Origin of the sequence: Mycobacterium sp. 663a-19, from assembly GCF_035616495.1 — a bacterium.
In the GTDB taxonomy this organism is placed as follows: domain Bacteria; phylum Actinomycetota; class Actinomycetes; order Mycobacteriales; family Mycobacteriaceae; genus Mycobacterium.
In genome coordinates this window covers 245,788-265,352 of the sequence record NZ_JAPJAV010000001.1, presented here as the reverse complement: position 1 = coordinate 265,352, position 19,565 = coordinate 245,788, and the positions used below count along the sequence as shown (strand labels likewise).

6 protein-coding genes are annotated in these 19,565 nt (G+C 66.5%); all 6 read left to right on the top strand.

Annotation, left to right across the window (positions count from 1 at the left end; translation table 11 throughout):
* Nucleotides 1-29: 29 nt before the first annotated feature.
* The 6 genes from OQ968_RS01315 (at nucleotide 30) to OQ968_RS01290 (ending at nucleotide 19,560) form a co-directional block, all read left to right on the top strand.
* Complete coding sequence (locus OQ968_RS01315) at nucleotides 30-14,033, top strand: BTAD domain-containing putative transcriptional regulator (protein ID WP_324673883.1); 14,004 nt, start codon at nucleotides 30-32, stop codon at nucleotides 14,031-14,033.
* Between the two features lie 94 nt (nucleotides 14,034-14,127).
* Nucleotides 14,128-15,783, top strand: coding sequence for a thiolase C-terminal domain-containing protein (locus OQ968_RS01310; protein ID WP_324673881.1), 1,656 nt, complete (start codon nucleotides 14,128-14,130; stop codon nucleotides 15,781-15,783).
* Complete coding sequence (locus tag OQ968_RS01305; protein WP_324673879.1) at nucleotides 15,780-16,673, top strand: alpha/beta hydrolase; 894 nt, start codon at nucleotides 15,780-15,782, stop codon at nucleotides 16,671-16,673. The genes OQ968_RS01310 and OQ968_RS01305 overlap by 4 nt, the downstream gene beginning before the upstream one ends.
* Nucleotides 16,670-17,482, top strand: coding sequence for an NAD(P)-dependent oxidoreductase (locus OQ968_RS01300; protein WP_324673877.1), 813 nt, complete (start codon nucleotides 16,670-16,672; stop codon nucleotides 17,480-17,482). The genes OQ968_RS01305 and OQ968_RS01300 overlap by 4 nt, the downstream gene beginning before the upstream one ends.
* Nucleotides 17,479-18,240: an NAD(P)-dependent oxidoreductase gene (locus OQ968_RS01295; protein ID WP_324673875.1), complete on the top strand. Its 762-nt coding sequence runs from the start codon at nucleotides 17,479-17,481 to the stop codon at nucleotides 18,238-18,240. Before OQ968_RS01300 ends, OQ968_RS01295 begins: the two co-directional genes overlap by 4 nt.
* 114 nt (nucleotides 18,241-18,354) lie before the next feature.
* Nucleotides 18,355-19,560 carry a cytochrome P450 gene (locus OQ968_RS01290; RefSeq protein WP_324673873.1) on the top strand — a complete coding sequence of 402 codons (1,206 nt, stop codon included), beginning with the start codon at nucleotides 18,355-18,357 and terminating at the stop codon, nucleotides 19,558-19,560.
* Nucleotides 19,561-19,565: the final 5 nt, after the last annotated feature.

The following is a 19,565-nucleotide window of genomic DNA, read 5'->3' as shown; positions in this document are numbered from 1 at the left end:
ACGATGGCAATGTGAGTACGCTTCCATGGGTGGAACTGGGGGTTTTGGGCCCTCTCCAGGTCCGGCAGGGCGGGGTGCCCGTCGCTGTGCCGGGCGCCAAGCCGCGCGCCATCCTCACGATGCTCGGGTTGCACGGCGGCTCCGTCGTGTCCGCCGACACCCTCGTCGAGTTGCTCTGGGGCGAGGATCCGCCGCGCACCGCCGCCAAGGCCCTGCAGACCCACATCTCGTCGCTGCGTCGCGTCCTGGGTGACGGGTTTGTCCTGACGGCGGGCGCGGGCTGGACCCTCGCCGAGAGCGACGTCGATGCCCTGCGCTACAAGGCGGCCGCCCGGTTGGGGCGCGACGCCGCCGCCGCCGGCGACACCAGCCAGGCGGTGGCCCGCTTCGAGGAGGCGCTTGCGCTGTGGCGCGGGATTCCCGAACTGCCCGACGGCCGGCGCGGGACGTCCGAGAAGACGCGGTGGATCGAGGGCCACGCCGCGCTCGTGGAGGATCGGGCCGACGCGCTGCTGGCCACCGGTCGCGCCGCGGAGATCATCGGCGAGCTCGAGGCCGCGGTGGCCGAGGCGCCGCTGCGCGAGAGGCGTTGGGGCCAACTGATGCTCGCCCTGTACCGGGCCGGCAGGCAGGGTGAGGCCCTCGGCGCGTACCAGCGGGCCCGGTCGCTGCTCGCCGACGAACTGGGGGTCGACCCGGGACCCGACCTTCGCCGGCTCGAGGCAGCGATCGTCGCACAGGACACCGCGCTGGAAATCCCTGCGGCACAACAGCCTTCGGTGATGACGCGCGCCGTGACCTTCCTGCTGACCGACATCGAGGGGTCGACGGCCGCCTGGGAGGCCGACGCCGGCGCCATGGCGGTGGCGCTGGCACGACACGACGAGCTCGTCGAACAGGTCGTCACGTCGCGCGGAGGACGGTTGATCAAGACACGCGGCGAGGGCGACGCCACGTTCTCGGTCTTCGAGCGACCGTCGGCGGCCGCGGCCGCGGCAATAGAGCTGCAAGAGGCCATCTTTCACGAGCCGTGGGCGCTGGCCGAGCCGATGCGGGTCCGGGTGGCGTTGCACACCGGGGAGGCCGAGCTTCGCGACGGCGACTACTTCGGCCGGGCGGTCAACCGCGCCGCGCGCCTGCGGTCGCTGGCGGTGGGCGGCCAGATCCTGTGCTCGGGCGCGACCGCCGAGCTCGTCATCGACTCACTGCCCGATGACGTGCTGCTTGCCGATCTGGGCATGCGCGAACTGCGCAACCTCGCGCGCCCGGAACACGTCTTCGAGCTCCGGCTGGAAACGGCCGACGACCATGCGCAGGCGGACGTCTCGACCGATGAGCCCGTGCAGCGTCCGAGCCTGCCCGCCGTGCTGGCCGGCCCCGGGCCGTTCGTCGGGCGCGGGCGCGAACTCGAACGGCTCTTTTCCGCGTGGCAGCGCGCGCTCGCCGGTGGCACCAACGCGGTGCTGATCGCCGGCGAACCCGGCGTCGGCAAGACGCGCCTGGCCGGCGAATTCTCGCGGCAGGCCTATGACCAAGGCGCCCTCGTGATTTACGGCCGTTGCGACGAGGACCTCGGGGCACCGTACCAGCCGTTCGCGGAGGCGCTGCGTTCGCTGGTGCCGTGCATGGGTAGCAGCGCGCTTCGGGGGCTGCGCGGCGTGGAGGCGCTGCTCCCACTGGTTCCCGGGCTCTCCGATGCCCTGCCCGATATCGCGATGCCGACACGCGCCGACCCGGACACCGAACGCTACGCGCTCTTCGACGCCGTCGTCGCGCTGCTCGGAATCGCCTCAGCCGGAACGCCCGTCGTGCTGATCCTCGACGACCTGCACTGGGCGGCCAAACCCACGCTGCTGCTACTGCGGCACCTGCTGCGTTTCGGCGAGCACGCCCGAGTGCAGATCGTCGGCACGTATCGCAGCACCGACCTCGACCGCTCCCATCCCCTGGCGGCGATGCTGGCCGACCTGCACCGCGACGGCACCGCCGACCGGCTGCAGCTCGGCGGGCTCGACGAGGACGACGTCACGGCGTATGTCGCCGAGGCCGGCTACAACGACGAGGAGCTGGCCCGGGCGCTGGCGGCGGTGACCGGTGGCAACCCGTTCTTCCTGATCGAGGCCCTGCGGCATGTGGACGAAAGCGGCGGCCGGTGGGACCAGAGCACGCTGCCGCAGGGGGTGCGCGAGGCCGTGAGCCGACGCCTATCGCGGCTTCCCGCGGAGACCAACAAGGCCCTTGCCGCGGCCGCGGTCGTCGGCAGCCGGTTCGCGTTGGAGCTGGTCGAGCGCGTGGTCGGCGACGACCTGGTCGACGCGTTCGACGAGGCGTGCAAGGCCGGCATCGTGATCGAGGAGCCCGGCGGCCGCTATCGGTTCAACCACGCGATTGTCCGGCAGTCGCTGCTCGCCGAGCTGCCGTCCGTGCGGCGGATGCGGCTGCATCAGCGCATCGCCGCGACGCTGGAGAGCGAGGCCGGCGACGACGACGAGCTTCTGGCCGAGCTGGCTCACCACTACTTCGAATGTGCGTGGGCGGGCAACGCCGCCAAGGCCGTCGAGTACTGCCGGCGCGCGGCGGATCAGGCGATGACTCGCCTCGCCTATGAGGGTGCGGCCGACCTCTACGATCGGGCGCTGCACGCGTTGGAGGAGATTGACGAGGAGCTGCCCGACCGCGACGACCAGGTCGCCGAGCTGCTGATCGCGCGTTGCGAGGCGCTGCTGGCCGCGGGCGACGTGGCTTCGGCGGCCGGTGCGGTCTCTCAATTGCAGGGCGCGACAATCGATTCGGCGCGCCTGGCGGCGTGGGCGACATGCTTTGACGGCCAGCTGTCGATGCTGAGCCATCCGGAACGACTGGACGAGGTCGAGGCCGCGGTGGGCGCGGCGGCTTCCAAACTGGCCGAACTGAACGACGCGGCAGGAGAAGCCAAGGCGCACACCGTCCGTGCCGGCTGTCTCGCCCGCCTCGGGCGGATCGGCGACTGCGAGATCGCCCTCGACGACGCCCTGACGGCGGCGCGGCGCGCGCGTGAACACCGCCGGGTGAACGCAGTGTTGGCGAACGCGCCGCTCGCGGCGCTGTGGGGACCCAACCCGGTGCCGCGCGCGGGCGGCCGGTGCCTTGACGTGGTGCGGCTGCTGCGAATCACGACCGATTCGCCCGCGGTCGAGGCGACGTCGACGCGATGCCAGGCCGTGCTGGAGGCATTCCGCGGCCGGGCCGCGGCGGCGCGCCGCATGATCGACTCGGCCAGGCGCACGGTGACCGAACTCGGTCTGCGCCATGCGTTTTTGGAGGTCGAGCAGTTCGCGGGCATCGTCGAGCTCGTCCTCGGCGATCCGGCTGCCGCAGAGCCACATCTTCGTAAGGCCTACAACGGCTTTCGTCGCATGAGACTCGACGCCGACACCGCCGAGACCGCAGCGCTGCTGGGTCGCGCGTGTCTGGTGCTCGGTCGCGAAGCCGAGGCCGACGAATTGTGCACGGAGAGTGAGCGTCTCGCCGGTCACGCGCTGAAGGCGTCGATCGCCTGGCGTACGCTTCGGGCGCAGCTTTTGGCGCGTCGTGGTGATCACGCCGAGGCCCGGCGGGCGGCCGAGGAGGCTGTCAGCGTGGCCGGGCACACCGACCTGTTGGTGGATCACGGCGACGCGTGCCACACCCTGGCAACGGTTTTGGGTGCCGCCGGCGATGCCGCGGGAGCGCGAGCCGCCGCCGGCCGGGCGGTCGACCTGTACGAGCGGAAGGGCGCCGCGGCACTTGCCGAGAGGGCGCGTCGAGCTCTCGGTGAGCGCGCCGTTCCGCCCACCGCCCCGGCGCCACCCGAAAAGCCAGTTGTCGATCTCGACAATGCATGCGTACGAGTGACCGAACGCGTCTTAGCTGCCATTCATAGCGAGGCCTGGGACGCGCTCGAGGAGCTGTATGCACCTGAGGGCCTCGTCGAGAGTCGTCGGAAGATCGTCGGTTTCACAACCGACCTGCCACCGGCGGACTGGGCACATCTAAGCAGGCGCTCTGTCGAGACGGGCGACGTACGGTTCAACCAAGTCGTTATCGCCGTGCGTGGCGAGCACCTGGCTCTCGCTCACTTGGTGGTGGGCAGCAACGACGTGAGCCCTGGGGCGCCACGAGACGAATTTCTCTCGCTGAACGGCATCGACGAGTCGGGTCGAATCGCGCAGCAGGTGTGGTTCGACGTCGAAGACATGGATGCCGCGATCGCCGAACTCGACGCCGCGTACGCCCGGTTCGAGGCGGAGCACCCGCCCGCGCGACGGCTAGAGAGCGCCGCGACGCGGGTATACGAGCGCCTGCACGCATATTTCAAAGCCCGCGACTGGGACGCAATAGCCAAGCTTCTCACCGACGACTATTGCGGCGACGATCGTCGTTCGGTTGTAGGCGTCGGGATCCGACGCGGCCCGGATGCTGCGATCGAAGACTATCGGTCGGCCGCCGATATCGAAGTCACGGACGCGGGCTCAGAGGCCATCGCGATCCGTGGGGCGCGCCTCGCCCTCACTCGTGCCCGCTACTCGCGCAGCACCCTGGAATCGGAGACATTCCGCGTCGATTTCCTACAGATAGTCGAGATTGACGCGGACGAGCGCATCAAGGCGCTCATCGCGTTCGACCTCGAAGATTTCGACGCCGCCATCGCCGAGCTCGACGCACGCTATCTCGCCGGCGAAGCCGCCTCGCACGCGCGAACGTGGTCGGTCGTCGCGGGTGGCTACGCCGGGGTCAACCGGCACGAGCTGCCCCCGACGACGCCGGACTTCGTAAGCGTCGACCATCGCCGAGGGGCAAAGTTCGCGCCTGGCGACCTGCTCGAATATCTCCGAGCCGCATGGGACCTCCACGAAGACATCACTCTCTATATCGAGGCCGTGCATCGGCTGACGGATCTCGGTGCGGTCGTCACTCAAACGGCGTATGGGACCTCGCGCGACGGTTTCGACGCCGAATGGCGAGAAGTCGCCCTGTTTACGGCTGATGGCGACATGTTCAACCACTGCGAGCTTTTCGACGAGTCCGACCTCGATGCCGCTATCGCGAAGTTCGATCAGCTCAGCCGACCGGCACGGCGGCTAGAGAACGCTGCGAGCCGCGCGGACCAGCGCCTCATGGCGTGCGTCGCAGCCCGCGACTGGGACGCGATGGCTGAGCTCTTAACCGACACTTATTACATCGACGATCGTCGTCGCGCAGTGAACGTCGGGCTCCGACAAGGTCGCGATCTGGCAATTGCGGGCGTGCAGGCGCTCACCGACCTCGGGCTCACGATCAGATCGTCAGACGTGATCGCGACACGCGGAAAACGCCTCGTTCTCAGCCGTACCCTATGGCAGTCGTTAGACCCCGATCAACCGTCCGAGACGTTCCACACCGAGGTACTCAACCTCGTCGAAATCGATCCTGACGAGCGCATCGCGGCGCGGGTCTGGTTCGACGCCAACGACTTCGGCACTGCCTCAGCGGAACTCGACGCCCGCTACCTTGCCGGCGAAGCGGCCGCTTACGCGCACACGTGGTCGGTAATCACGCAGGCCTACGACGCGCTCAACCGACGCGAGATGCCGCCGACGACGCCAGATTGGGTCAACATCGACCACCGGCATGCGGCGTCGTTTGCGCCGGGTGCATTGCCCGCATTACTAGCCGAGTGGCAACTCGCATCGGACGTGAGCAGCTCCATCGAGGTGGTGCACCGGCTGGACGACCTTGGAGCTGTCGTCAGCTCCGTGTCGCATGAAACCTCACAAGAGGGCTTCAAAGCCGAGTGGCGGAGTATCGCGGTCATCACGGTCGACCGCGATCTGGTCGACCGGTTGGAGGTCTTCGAGGAGGCGGACCTCGACGCCGCGATCGCCAGGTTCGAGGAACTGCACCCACAGCCGCGGGGACTGGAAAACACGGCCAGCCAAACGTACGAACGCTTCCGAAGTTACTTTGCCGCCCGCGACTGGGACGGCATGGCGAAACTACTGACTGCCGATACAACTGTCGACGACCACCGACGGGTGGTGAGCGCCGAGATCCGACGCGGCCGGGACGTCGAAATCGCGAACATGCGGGCCTTTGCCGACCTTGGGACCACGAGGAGTACGGCGACGGTCATCGCGACTCGAGGTGAACGCCTAGTCCTCTGCCGGACCTGCATCCGGGGTGAAGACCAGCAACCCGGGGGATTCCACATCGAGATGCTCGTCATCGTCGAAACCTCCGCCAACAAACGGATCCTGGCGCGCGTCGCATACGATCCAGACGACATCGACGCCGCGTTCGAAGAACTGAATGCTCGCTACATCGCCGGCGAAGCCGCAGCGCACTCGCACACGTGGGCGGTCGTAGCGGGCGCCCTCGCCGCGATCAACAGACATGAAATACCCGAGCTGACGCCCGACTGTGTCAATATCGACCACCGGCGCGGAGCGACGTTCGCGAGCGGCGACATGACCGCCTACGTCCACGCCGTGTTTGACGACGCGCCGGACTTCACGTCCTACATCACGGTCGTGCATCGCCTGAGCGACCTCGGAGCCGTCGTCACCATGACATCGCACGGCACCTCGCGACAGGGCTTCCAGGCCGAATGGCGCGAGATCGGGCTTCTCACGTTCGACGGCAATCGGCTCAACCGTTTCGAACTGTTCGACGAGACCGACCTCGATGCCGCTCTCACCCGCTTCGATGAACTGCACCCGCAGGTGCGGCGACTGGAAAACACGGCTAGCCAAATCAGCGACCGCTTCCTGGCGCATTTCGCGGCGCGTGACTGGGACGCGATGGCCGAGATGACGGCCGACGTCTTTTCGAGTGACGATCGCCGTCGCGTGGTGGGCGCGGGACTCCAACTAGGTCGTGACGTCGATATCGCCAATATGCGGGCGTGGGCTGGTGTCGGGATCAAGAACATGACGTCAGACGTCATCGCGATCCGTGGGAAGCGCCTCGTGCTGAGTCGTACCCGGTTCTGGGGTCCCGAGCAACGGCCCGACGCCTTCCACAGCGAGGTGCTCGGCGTCATCGAGATCGATGCGGAAAGCCGGATCGTGGCCCGAGTCGTGTTCGACGCCAACGACATCGACGCCGCATTCGAGGAGATCGACGCGCGCTACCTCTCCGGCGAAGCGACCGCCCACGCGCACACGTGGTCGCTGCTCACGGCGGCCGACGCCGCGCTCAATCGCTATGAGATCCCGGCGCACACTCAGGACTGGGTCAATATCGATCACAGGCGGGCGACAGCATTCGCGCCGGGTGACCTGATCGCATACCTGCGTGCCGGTTGGGATTTCGCGCAAGACATGAAGAATCGCATCCTCGCCGTGCATCGGATGACCGACCTGGGATCAGTCGTCACCCACTTGGCGCATGGCACATCGAAAGACGGATCCGAGCTCGAGTGGCGGGAGATCGCCCTTCTCACGTTCGAAGGCGATCTGATCAGCCGGAGCGAGCTATTCGACGAGGCGGATCTTGACAAAGCGATCGCCTGCTTCGAGGAGCTGAATCGGCCTGAACCCCATCTAGAAAACGCGACAAGCCGACTGGTTGGACAGTTCCTGGCGCATTTTGCGGCCCGTGACTGGGACGCCATGGCGGAACTACTCGCCGACGACATTTCCTCAGATGATCGCCGTCGAGTCTTGAACGCCGGGACGCGACACGGCCGCGATGCCGAGATGGCGAATTGGCATGCCACCGGCGACGTCTGGATGAGCGACGTCAGGGCAACCGTGATCGCGACCCGCGGAGCGCACCTCGCATTGTTTCGTTTCGCTTTCGCGAGCCAGGAGCAGGAGCCCGAGGCATTCCAGGCTGCCGCGCTCGGCGTCGTGGAGACCAACGACGACAATCAAGCCACGGCGTCCATCGTGTTCGATGTCGATGACATCGACGCCGCTTTCGAGGAACTCGACGCCCGCTACGTCGCCGGCGAGGCCGCCGCCTATTCGCAGTCATGGTCGGTCATAACAAGGAGTTACACCGCATTCAACCGGCATGAATTTTCCGCACCCGACTGGGTGAACATCGATCACCGACGTGCGAGAGCATTCGCGCCCGGTGAATTGACCGCATACATGCATGCCACCTGGGACCTCGCACCCAACGTCAGCATCTACGTCGAGGCCGTGCATCGGCTGAGCAACCTCGGTGCTGTCGTCACCCATGTGGTGCGCGGAACTTCGCGAGAGGGCTTCGACGCCGAATGGCGGGAGGTCCTCCTGCTCACGGTCGAGGGCGACGTGTTCAACCGCTGTGAGGTATTTGACGAGGCGGACATCGAGGCCGCGATCGCCCGTTTCGAGAAGCTGCACCAACCGGTGCCGCGACTGAAAAATGCGGCAAGCCAAGTGGCCGAGCGCTTCCTGGCGCACTTGGTGGCTGGCGGCTGGGATGCCATAGCGGAGACGTTCACTGCTGACTTTTGCCAGGACGATCGCCGCCGAGTGGTGGGCGCTGGACTCCGACGTGGTCGAGATGCCGAGATCGCGGACTTGCGGGCAATCGCAGACCTGACGATCACGAACATAACGTCGACGGTCATAGCGACCCGCGGGGAGCGCCTCGTCCTCATGCGAGTCTGCTTCTCGTTCCGCGACCAAGGGCCCGAGGCGCTTCTCGGAGAGCTGCTGGCCATCTGCGAGATCAACGCCGACGAACGGATTGTCGCGGACGTCTCGTTCGACCTCGACGACATCGACGCAGCCTTCGAAGAGCTCGATGCCCGCTACCTCGCCGGCGAAGCAGCCGCCCACGCTCAAGCGTGGTCGGTGATCGCGCGGGGCTATTCCGCGGTCAATCAGCACGAACTTCCTGGCATGACACCGGATTCGGTTTACATCGACCATCGAGGGGTGTTGACGACCGAGACGGAGGATCTGACCGCCTATCTTCCCGCCGTGTGGGATCTCACGCCGGACATCAGCGCCTATGTCGAGACGGTGCATCGGCTGAGTGACCTAGGAGCGGTCGTCACCCATGCCGCACATGGAACCTCGCTAGAGGGATTCGCCGCGGAGTGGCGGGCAATCGTCATGGCCATAGTCGAAGGCGACGTCTACGGACGCGTCGAGGTCTTCGATGAGGCAGACCTCGACGCCGCCCTGGCCCGCTTCGAGGAACTGCAACCACAGGCACGGAGACTGGAGAACGCGGCAAGCCGAGTATTCGAACGCTTCGTGACGCGCTTCGCTGCCCGCGACTGGGACGCCCTGAGTGTGATGCTGGCCGATGACGTTTTCAATGACGATCGCCGGCGAGTGGTCAACGCGGGGGCGCGACTCGGTCGAGATGCCACGATCGCAAGCATGCAAGCATCAGCCGCCCTCGGTGTCTCGACAATCACGTCAACCATCGTCGCGACCCGTGGGGAGCGCCTCGCTCTCAGCCGTGACAGCTTCTCAGTCCGAGACCAGTCATCCGAGACGGTGGTTGCCGAGGTGCTCGGCATCGTTGAGATCGACGCTGACGAACGGATATTGGCCCGCCTCGCGCTCGACCTCGACGACATCAACGCGGCGTTCGCAGAGCTCGATGCCCGCTACCTGGCCGGCGAAGCGGCCGACCACTCACACGCCTGGTCTGTCGTTGCCCGAAGCTACGGCGCATTTAACCGGCGCGAAGACTTTCCGACGACGGCGGACTGGGTGAACATCGACCACCGGCAAGGAGGTGCTTTCGCGCCCGGTGACATAACCGCAGCCATCCATGCGCTGTGGGACCTCATGCCGAACACCAGTTGCCACATCGAGGCTGTGCACCGGCTGACCAACCTCGGAGCCGTCGTAACCAGCACGACGCGCGGGACCTCGCAAGAGGGTTTCGACGCCGAGTGGCGTCAGATCGACATTGTGATTGTCGAAGGCGAGCTCGTCAGCCGTTGCGAGGTCTTCGACGAGGCAGACCTCGACGCTGCGCTCGCCCGCTTTGAAGAACTGCGCCCGGCGGCACCGCGGTTGGAAAACGCGGCTAGCCAAGTGGATGCGCGCCTCCATGCCTACTTCGCCGCCCGCGACTGGGATGCGATGGCCGAGGCTATGACACAGGACTTCGTCTATGACGATCGACGTCGTGTGGCGAGCGCCGGTCTCCGTCGGGGCCGAGACGCCGAGTTGGTAAACATACGAGCGCTCGTCGACCTCGGAGCAACTGTGACGTCGACCGTCATGGCGACCCGAGGGGAGCGCCTCGTTCTGACGCATTCCCGCTTCTCGGGTCCGGATCAACGGCCCGAGGCATTCCACAACGTGATGCTCTCCGTGGTGGAGATCGACGCTGACGAACGGGTCGTGGCACGAGTCATCTTTGACGTCAACGATATCGACGCCGCCTTCGAAGAGCTCGATGCTCGGTACATCGCCGGAGAAGCGGCGCCGCATGCGCAAACGTGGTCGGCCATCCTGCGGGCGTGCGCCGCGCTGAATAGACGCGAAATCTTCGCGACGACTGCAGATTTTGTCGACATCGACCATCGGTCAGTTGCGGCGATTGGGTCTGGTGACCTGAAGGCATACATGCGTGCGGCGTTAAACGATGGCCAGTACAACGTCTACATCGAGGCTGTGCATCGGCTGAGCGACCTCGGAGCGGTCGTTACCCTTGTGTCGACCGGGACCTCGCAAGAGGGTTTCGACGGCGAGTGGCGCATGGCGGACATCTTTGCGGTCGAGGGTGACCTGATCAGCCGCTGCGAAATCTTCGACGAGGCAGACCTCGACGCCGCGCTCGCCCGCTTTGAGGAACTGCACACGGAGACGCGCCGGCTGGAGAACGCGGCAAGCCGGGTGCATGACCGGTACTTTGCATACTTCCGGGACCGCAACTGGGCGGCGATAGCCGAGGTCCTGAGCGACGACAGCTTCGTCGACGATCGCCGTCGCGTGACAAGTTCCGGGTTCTGGGACGGTCGCGATGGCGTGATCACAACCCTGCGAGCGCTCGCCGACGGGGCGCCCATACCGCTGAGCGTCATCGCGACCCGCGGGGAGCGCCTCGCCCTCACTCACATCTGTTCTCCGAACCGAAATCTGCAATACGGAGAGTTCAGCAGCGAGATGCTCATCATCGCCGAGATCGACACCAGCGAACGGATTGCGGCGCAGCTCGCGTTCGACCTCGACGACATCGACGCTGCCCTCGCGGAGCTCGATGCCCGCTACCTCGCCGGCGAAGCCGCCGCCCACGCGCGCGCGTGGTCGCTGATTGCCGACGGCCACGCGCAATTCAATCGACAAGAACTTCCGGCGACGACTGCGGATCCGGTTTACATCGACCATCGACCGGTCGTGTCGATCGAACGGGGTGATCTGGCTTCAGCTGTGCGTGCCGTGTGGGACGTCACTCCGACCGCCAGAGTCTACGTCGAGGCGGTGCATCGACTGGACGAACTCGGGGCCGTCGCCACCCAAGTGGTGAAAGGAACCTCGCAAGAGGGCTTTGACGCTGAATGGCGAACGATCACCGTTTTCACGTTCGAAGGCGACTTGCTAAGCCACTACGAGGTCTTCGACGAAGCAGACCTCGACGCCGCGCTCGCCCGATTCGAGGAACTGCAACCGCGGGCGCCACGGCTGGAAAACGCGGCAGGCCGAATACTCGAGCGATACCAAGCGTGTTTCTCGGCCCCAGACTGGCCCGCCATGGCAGAGCTCCTGGCCGACGACATTGTCGTGGACGATCGCCGACGTGTCGTGAACGCAGGAGTTCGTCGTGGTCGAGATGTGCACATCGCGGACCTGCGAACCGCGGTAGAGGTCGGCGCAAAGACCATATCGTTGAGCGTCATTGCGACCCGCGGAGAGCGCCTTGCCCTCGCCCATGCCCGCGCCTTCAACCGCGACATGCCCGGAGAGGTCGGAGCCGAGTGGCTCGGCGTCACTGCGATCGACGCCGACGAGCGGTTCGTCGCGATGGTCATATTCGACCTTGACGACATTGACGCCGCGTACGAAGAGCTTGATGCTCGCTACCTCACCGGCGAAGCGGCACCATTCGCACGCGTGTGGCAAATCGCTTTGGACACGCTGGGCGAGGCCAACCGTCATGAGCCGGGGCCAATGCTGAACGGATTTGCATACACGGACCATCGACGAGTTCCGTTCGCGCCGGGAGATTTCAGGCGGGCGGTCGAGGAGTTGTGGGCTCTCGTGCCCGACGCCCGCTACCGGATCACAACGGTGCATGCGCTCGATGCCCACGGCCTAGTCGCCAGCTTCGTGATCGAAGGAACCGACGAGTACGAAAACGAATTACAGTGGCCTCGCCTGCTTTTACTCAATCCCGACGAACCGCGGATGGAGGTGTACGAAGAGGATGACGTCGATGCCGCGCTTGCCCGATTCGCCGAACTACATCCGCAGGCGCCGCGGCTGGAAAATGCGGCAACGCAAGTGGCCGAACGCCTTCGCGCGAACTTCGCGGCCCGCGACTGGACCGCACGGGCGGAACTACTGACCGACGACTGCTCCATCGACGATCGCCGTCGGGTCGTGAACGCCGGAAACCTACACGGCCGAAACGCCGACATCGCGAACATGCGTGCCATCGCCGACCTCGGAGTCGCAAATATTGCATTGACGACTATTGCGACCCGCGGCGAGCGCCTTGCCCTCAGTCGTGCCCGCATGTCGGGCCGAGACCAGCGGCCCGGAGCCTTCTACACCGAAACTCTCACCATCCTCGAGATCGACACGAACAACCGGGCCGCGACGCAGGTCGTGTTCGACCCCGACGACATCGACGCTGCCTTCGAAGAACTCGAAGCTCGGTATCTTGCGGGGGAAGCTGCGGCCCATGCGCGAACATGGTCGGTCATCACGGGGGCGTACGCCGCGGTCAACCGACACGAACTGCCGCCGACGACGCCAGACTGGTGCAACGTCGATCATCGCCGAGGGGGCCGAGCGTTCGCGCCAGGGGATCTGGAGGCTTACCTTCACGTCACCTGGGATCTCATCGCGCCGGACGTCAATGCCTACGTTGAGAAGGTGCACCGGTTGAACGACCTAGGTGCGGTCGTCACGCGGGTGATCAAGGGGGCCTCGCGGGAGGGTTTCGACGCCGAGTGGCGGGAGGTTGGCCTTTCGACCGTGGATAGCGATCGGATTAACCGGTCCGAGTTATTCGATGAGGCAGACCTGGACGCCGCGCTTGCGAGGTTCGACGAGCTGGATCGGCACACGCCTTCACTCGAGAACGCTGCAACGCGAGCCCGCGCGCGCACTGCCGAGGCAATCAATCGCCGCGACGTGAACGGCGTTCTGGCGGCAGCCACTTCCGACTCGCGATATCAGGATCGGCGGAAGGGGCTGCGTGATGAACGCACGGTCACGCCGGAAGTTGTGCGCGCGGTTTTCGAGGCACCTACAGCATGGAAGTTAGAGGTAGCGCCCCTTGCGATCAGGGGATCCCGCCTCGCGCTGACCCGAGATGCGTACCGCGACACCGATGATGTCGACCGACCTATCACCGCCGAGCACTTGATGCTCACGGAAGTGAACCCCGATGGCCTCGTGTGCAATTCGGTGTTGTTTGATCCCGACGACATCAACGGCGCGTTCGCTGAACTCACCGCCCGATGGATCGCATCTGGGGAAGTCGAGCATTCGCAAGTCATCGAGGCGATGTGTCGGCTGACCGAGGCCACCAACCGTCACGACTGGGATGCGTTCGCCGCACTCAGCGCAGGCGCTACTTACGTCAACCACCGACAGCTGTCCAGCCCCGGCGTGGAAACCATCGGCGATCACATGCCATCGATCCAGATGATGGCGTCGCTCGTACCTGATTTTTGGGTCGAACAAGCCGAGGTCCTCACGCAGTCGGCGATGGGCGTCGTCAACCACGCGGTCTTGCGGGGCACGTCAACCGATGGCGTTGCGGTCGCGATTCCACTTGTCCTGCTGATGATCTTCGACGCCGAGCGCGTGACGCGTTACGAGACCTTCGACGCAGACCAACGCGACCTAGCCCTGGCCCGGTTCGAGGAACTCAACGTCGAACCCCAGCCGCAATGACCGTCGCCTAGATCGCGCCTGCCCTGCAGTGATAACGTAATTCTCCGATTCGCATAACGGGCCTACCGCCCGCCGTCGGACTCCCGGAGGTGACGTGTCAGCAGCACCGGGTCGTCCGCTGCCCCTGGTCACGCCGGAGAATGAATTCTTCTGGACCTCGGGCGCCGACGGCACGCTACGGCTGCAGGAATGTAGGGCCTGCCGATCGCTGATCCATCCGCCGGCGCCGGTGTGCCGCTACTGCCGATCCCAAGACATCGGTGTGCGGGCGGTCTCCGGCACGGCGACGCTGGCCGGGTTCACCATCAACCATCGGTTCAGCCTGCCCGGACTCCCGGCGCCGTACGTCGTCGCGCAGGTGGCAATCGCGGAGGATCCGCGGGTCCGGCTGACCACCAACGTCGTGGAGTGCGATCCCGATCAGCTGGAACTCGGTCAACAAGTGGAGGTGGTCTTCGAGCAAGTCGAGGACGTCTGGCTGCCGCTGTTTCGGCCCATCGCAAACACCGAACTCGCTCCCCTGCCGGTCGACGAGATCGCGCCCGAACGCTTCGCCGAACACGTCCGGCCCATGCTGACCGCGGAGAAGTTCGAGGACAAGGTCGCGCTCACCGGGATCGGCATGTCGCCCATCGGGCGTCGGCTGATGGTGCCGCCGCTGTCGCTCACGGTTCAGGCCTGCGAGGCGGCCATCGCCGACGCCGGCCTGACGCTCGACGACATCGACGGACTGTCGACCTACCCCGGCGCGATCAACGTCGGCGGCTTCGGGGAGGGTGGCGTCACCGCCCTGGAGGCCGCGCTGGGAATCCGGCCGACCTGGCACAACGGCGCCATGGAGACGTTTGGCCCCGGCGGTTCGGTGATCGCCGCAATGCTCGCTGTCGCAGGCGGTTTGGCCCGGCACGTGCTGTGCTTCCGGACGCTGTGGGAAGCCACCCACGGTGAGCTGATGAAGCAGGGCAAGATCGCCCCGTCCATGGGCCGGATGGCGGGCTGGCAGATGCCTTTCGGCGCCACCTCGGCGGCGCACACCCTGGCGATGAACGCGCAGCGGCACTTTCACCGTTACGGCACAACGAAAGAGACGCTGGGCTGGATCGCGCTGAATCAGCGCGCCAACGCCGAACTAAACCCGTCCGCCATCTATCGCACCCCGATGACGATGGACGACTACCTGAACGCGCGGCCCATCACCACGCCGTTCGGCCTCTACGACTGCGACGTGCCGTGCGACGGCTCGATCGCCGTGATCGTCTCCGCCGTCGACGCCGCCCGCGACCTGGCCAAGGCGCCCGTGCTGGTGGAGGCGGTGGGCACCCAGATCATCGAGCGAATCGATTGGGATCAAAGCACTTTGACGCACGAGCCGCAGGTGCTGGGTCAGGCGGCGCACGTGTGGACGCGAACGTCGCTGCGGCCCAATGATGTCGATGTCGCCGAGCTGTACGACGGGTTCACGATGAACTGCCTGTCCTGGATCGAGGCGCTGGGCTTCTGCGGCATCGGCGAGGCCAGGGAATTCCTGGACGGCGGCAAGAACATCGCCCGCGACGGCCTGCTGCCGCTCAACACCCACGGCGGGCAACTGTCGCACGGCCGCACCCACGGCATGGGTCTGCTGCATGAGGCCGTCACCCAGTTGCGCGGCGAGGCCGGCGACCGTCAGGTCGTCGGCGCACGCGTCGGCGTGGTCAGCAGCGGTGGCCTGACCCCCAGCGGCGTGCTCCTGCTCCGGGCGGACGAATGAGCGCGCCGGCGCCCCGCCCGAGGGTGGTGATCGTCGACGGCGTGCCCATGTCGGCGTTGGTCGCCGAAGCCACCCAGGGCCCCAAGGCCGTCATCGTGGCCATCCACGGCGGCGGCACCACCGCGATGTACTTCGACTGCCCGGGCCACCCGTCTTTTTCCTTGCTGCGAACGGGCGCGGCGGCCGGGTTCACCGTGGTGGCGCTCGACCGGCCCGGGTACGGCAGCTCCGCTCCCTATCCCGAGGCGGTGGCCCAGCCGCAACAGCGGGTCGACCTTGCCTACGGCGCGGTGGATCGCATCCTCGGGCAACAACAGCGCGGCGCCGGCGTTTTCGTCATGGGCCATTCGGGCGGGTGCGAATTGGCGATGCGCATGGCCGCCGACGACCGCGGCGCCGATCTGCTCGGCATCGAATTGGCCGGCACCGGACGGCACTGGCACCCCGCGGCCCGGGAGCTGCTCAAGTCGGCGACCCGGCAAAGCCGACCGGCCGGCATGCGCGAGCTGTTGTGGCACCCGGAGCGGCTGTATCCGCCCGAGGTGTTGTCCGGCGCCACGGTCTATCCGGGCGCCCCGCCATATGAGGACCTCATGGTGTCCAACTGGGCCCGCCAGGACTTCCCGGCCCTTGCGCCCGCGGTGCGCGTTCCGGTGCATTTCAGCATCGCCGAGCACGAGAAGGTTTGGCAGACCGACGATTCGGCGCTGACCGAAATCAGCGACATGTTCTCCGGCGCCCCACGGTTCGCCGTCCACCGCCAGCCCGACGCGGGGCACAACATCAGCCTCGGCTACACCGCGCCGGACTACCATGCGGCGGTCCTTTCGTTCGCGGACGAATGTGTCGTGGCACGTGAAAACCCGACTGCCACTGAGGAGGCCGGGTGAAAGTCGGATTCATCGGGCTGGGCAGCCAGGGCGGACCCATGGCGCGACGGATCGTCGAAAGCGGTTACCCCACAACGCTGTGGGCGCGCAGGCCCGCGTCACTCGAGGCCTTCGCCGACACGCCCGCGAAGTTCGCGGAGTCGCCGGCCGAACTCGCCGCGGACAGCGACCTGGTCTGCCTGTGCGTCGTCGGTGACTCCGACATCGAGGAAATCACCGACGGGCAGGGCTTGCTGGCGGCGATGAAGCCCGGCAGTATCATCGCGGTGCACAGCACGGTGCATCCGGACACCTGCCGAAACCTCGCCAAAACTGCTGCTGCCCACGGTGTCTCGGTGGTCGATGCGCCCGTCAGCGGCGGCGGCGGCGCGGCGTCGGAAGGACGCCTGCTGGTGATGGCCGGCGGCGACGCCGACGTCGTCGAGCGCTGCCGCCCGGTCTTCGAGACCTATGCCGATCCCGTCGTCCACCTCGGCGAGCTGGGCACCGGGCAAACCACCAAGCTGCTCAACAACCTGCTGTTCACCGCCAACCTGGGAACGGCGGCCGCCATCCTGTCACTCGCGCAACAACTCGGCGTCTCCCCGGACCGCTTCACCGAAGTCGTCTCCCGCGGCAGCGGAAACAGCTTCGCGCTCAACGCCCTTGGCGGGGTCGGCGGCCTGGACAGGCTCGCGCCCCTGGCGGGGGCGCTGCTGCAAAAGGATGCCCGGCTGGTCGCCGAACTCGCCGATCGGGCAGCGGCCCACCCCGGTGCCGTGCTCGATGCGGCCGACGCCGCTCTGGTGTCGATGGGGCACCCGCGGTGAGAATCGGGTTCATCGGCGCGGGACGGATGGGCCGTCCCATGGTGGCTCGCCTCGTCGAGGCCGGCCACGACGTCAGCGCTCTCGGTTCCACCGCTGTGACCGAAGTCGCCGAGGAGGCCAAGCAAGCCGACGTCGTGATCGTCTGCGTGTTCTCCGACGAGCAGGTGCGGCGGGTCTGCCTGGACGGCGCGCTGCTGCAGGCCATGCGGCCCCGTTCTGCGCTGGTGGTGCACACCACGGCCAGCCCGACGACGATGCGGGCCATCGCCGCCCGCGCCGGCGACGTCGAGGTCGTGGATGCTCCAGTCAGCGGCGGCCCGCACGACATCGCGGCCGGCGCGATCACCCTGTTCGTCGGCGGCTCCGACGACGCCGTAGCCCGACTGCGACCGGTGTTGGGCTGCTACGGAGGCCCCATCCTGCACGTCGGGCCGTGCGGCGCCGGCCAGAAGGTCAAGCTGGTCAACAACGCCCTGTTCGCGGGCCACATCGGGCTGCTCGCGGAGTCGATCCGGCTGGGCGAGCGGCTCGGCCTGCCCGAATCGACCCTGCTCACAGCGCTGCCGCGCGGCAGCGCGGGCAGCCGGGTGCTGGACATCGTCGGCGCGCGCGGCTCGATCGCGTCGTTCATCGAGGTAACCGCCGAATTCGTCGGCAAGGACGTCGACGTCGTGCGCAACATGGCCGAGGAACTCGGCACCGAGCTCGGCGCGCTGGACGCCGCCATCAAGGCCATCGATGTCGCGGGAAAGATCTGAAATGACTGCATGTTGGCCTTTTCGGCGCGCCACGAAAGCGCTACCGTTGACATTACAGTCGGGCGTTCCACTGTAACGATTCCAGCCCCCAACCCTCACCGCTGAGGAGATGCAGTGACAAAACCGAAAGTCGTCTTCGACCCGTTCTCCGAGGAGTTCTTCAACAACCCCTTCGAGATCTACCGGCGAATGCGCGAGGACGCGCCGCTGTATTACGACGAGAAGGAGGACTTCTACGCCCTGACCCGTCACGAGGACGTGGCCGCCGCGTTCAAGGACTTCGAGACCTACTCCTCGGCGCGCGGTTGCGACCTGGCGATGGTGCGCAAGGGCCTTCCCCCCGAGCAGAAGTCGATCATCTTCATGGACCCGCCCGAGCACCGGCACATGCGCAGCCTGCTCAACAAGGCGTTCACCCCACGAGCCATCCAATCGCAGCGGGACACGGTCATCGAGGTGATCGAGAAGTACCTGAGCGCGGTCGATCCCGACAACTTCGACGTCGTCCAGGACTTCTCCGGGCCATTCCCCGTCGAGGTGATCACCACGATGATGGGCGTGCCGGAGGAGTACCGCCAGCAGGTCCGGCACTGGATCGACGCCAGCCTGCACCGCGAACCGGGCCAGATCGAGGTCAGCGAGGCCGGCATGCAGGCCAATATCGACACCGCGATGTACTACTTCACCCTGGTGCAGGAGCGCCGCGAAACCCCGCAGGAAGACTTCATCACCAGGCTGATCGACGCCGAGATCCCCGGCGAGGACGGTCAGCCGCGCAAGCTCGACGACATCGAAATCACCGGCTTTGCAACCCTTTTGGGTGGCGCGGGCGCCGAGACCGTGACCAAGTTGCTCGGCAACGCCGCGGTCATCTTCGCCCGCCACCCCGACCAGTGGCAGAAGCTGCTCGACGACCGCTCCAAGATCCCCGGCGCGGTCGAAGAGCTGTTGCGCTACGAGGGCCCGGTCCAGTACAACGTGCGCTACACGTTGAAAGAGGCGCACGTCAGTGGTGGCGTGATCCCCGCCGGCAAGCCGGTGTTCCTCATCGGCGCGGCGGCCAACCGCGACCCGGAGGCATTCACCGACGCCGAGACTTTCGACATCGAGCGCGACCAAACCGAGGCGCAGCACCTCGGTCTCGGCTACGGGATTCACAGCTGCCTGGGCGCGGCGTTGGCCCGCATGGAAAGCAGGATCGCGCTGGAGAGGCTGCTCGATTTCATGCCCCGCTACGAGGTGAACTGGGACGGCCTGCAGCGCGTCCACATGCAGAACGTCGCGGGGTGGCAGAACGTACCCGTCAAGGTGATCCGGTAGGGGGA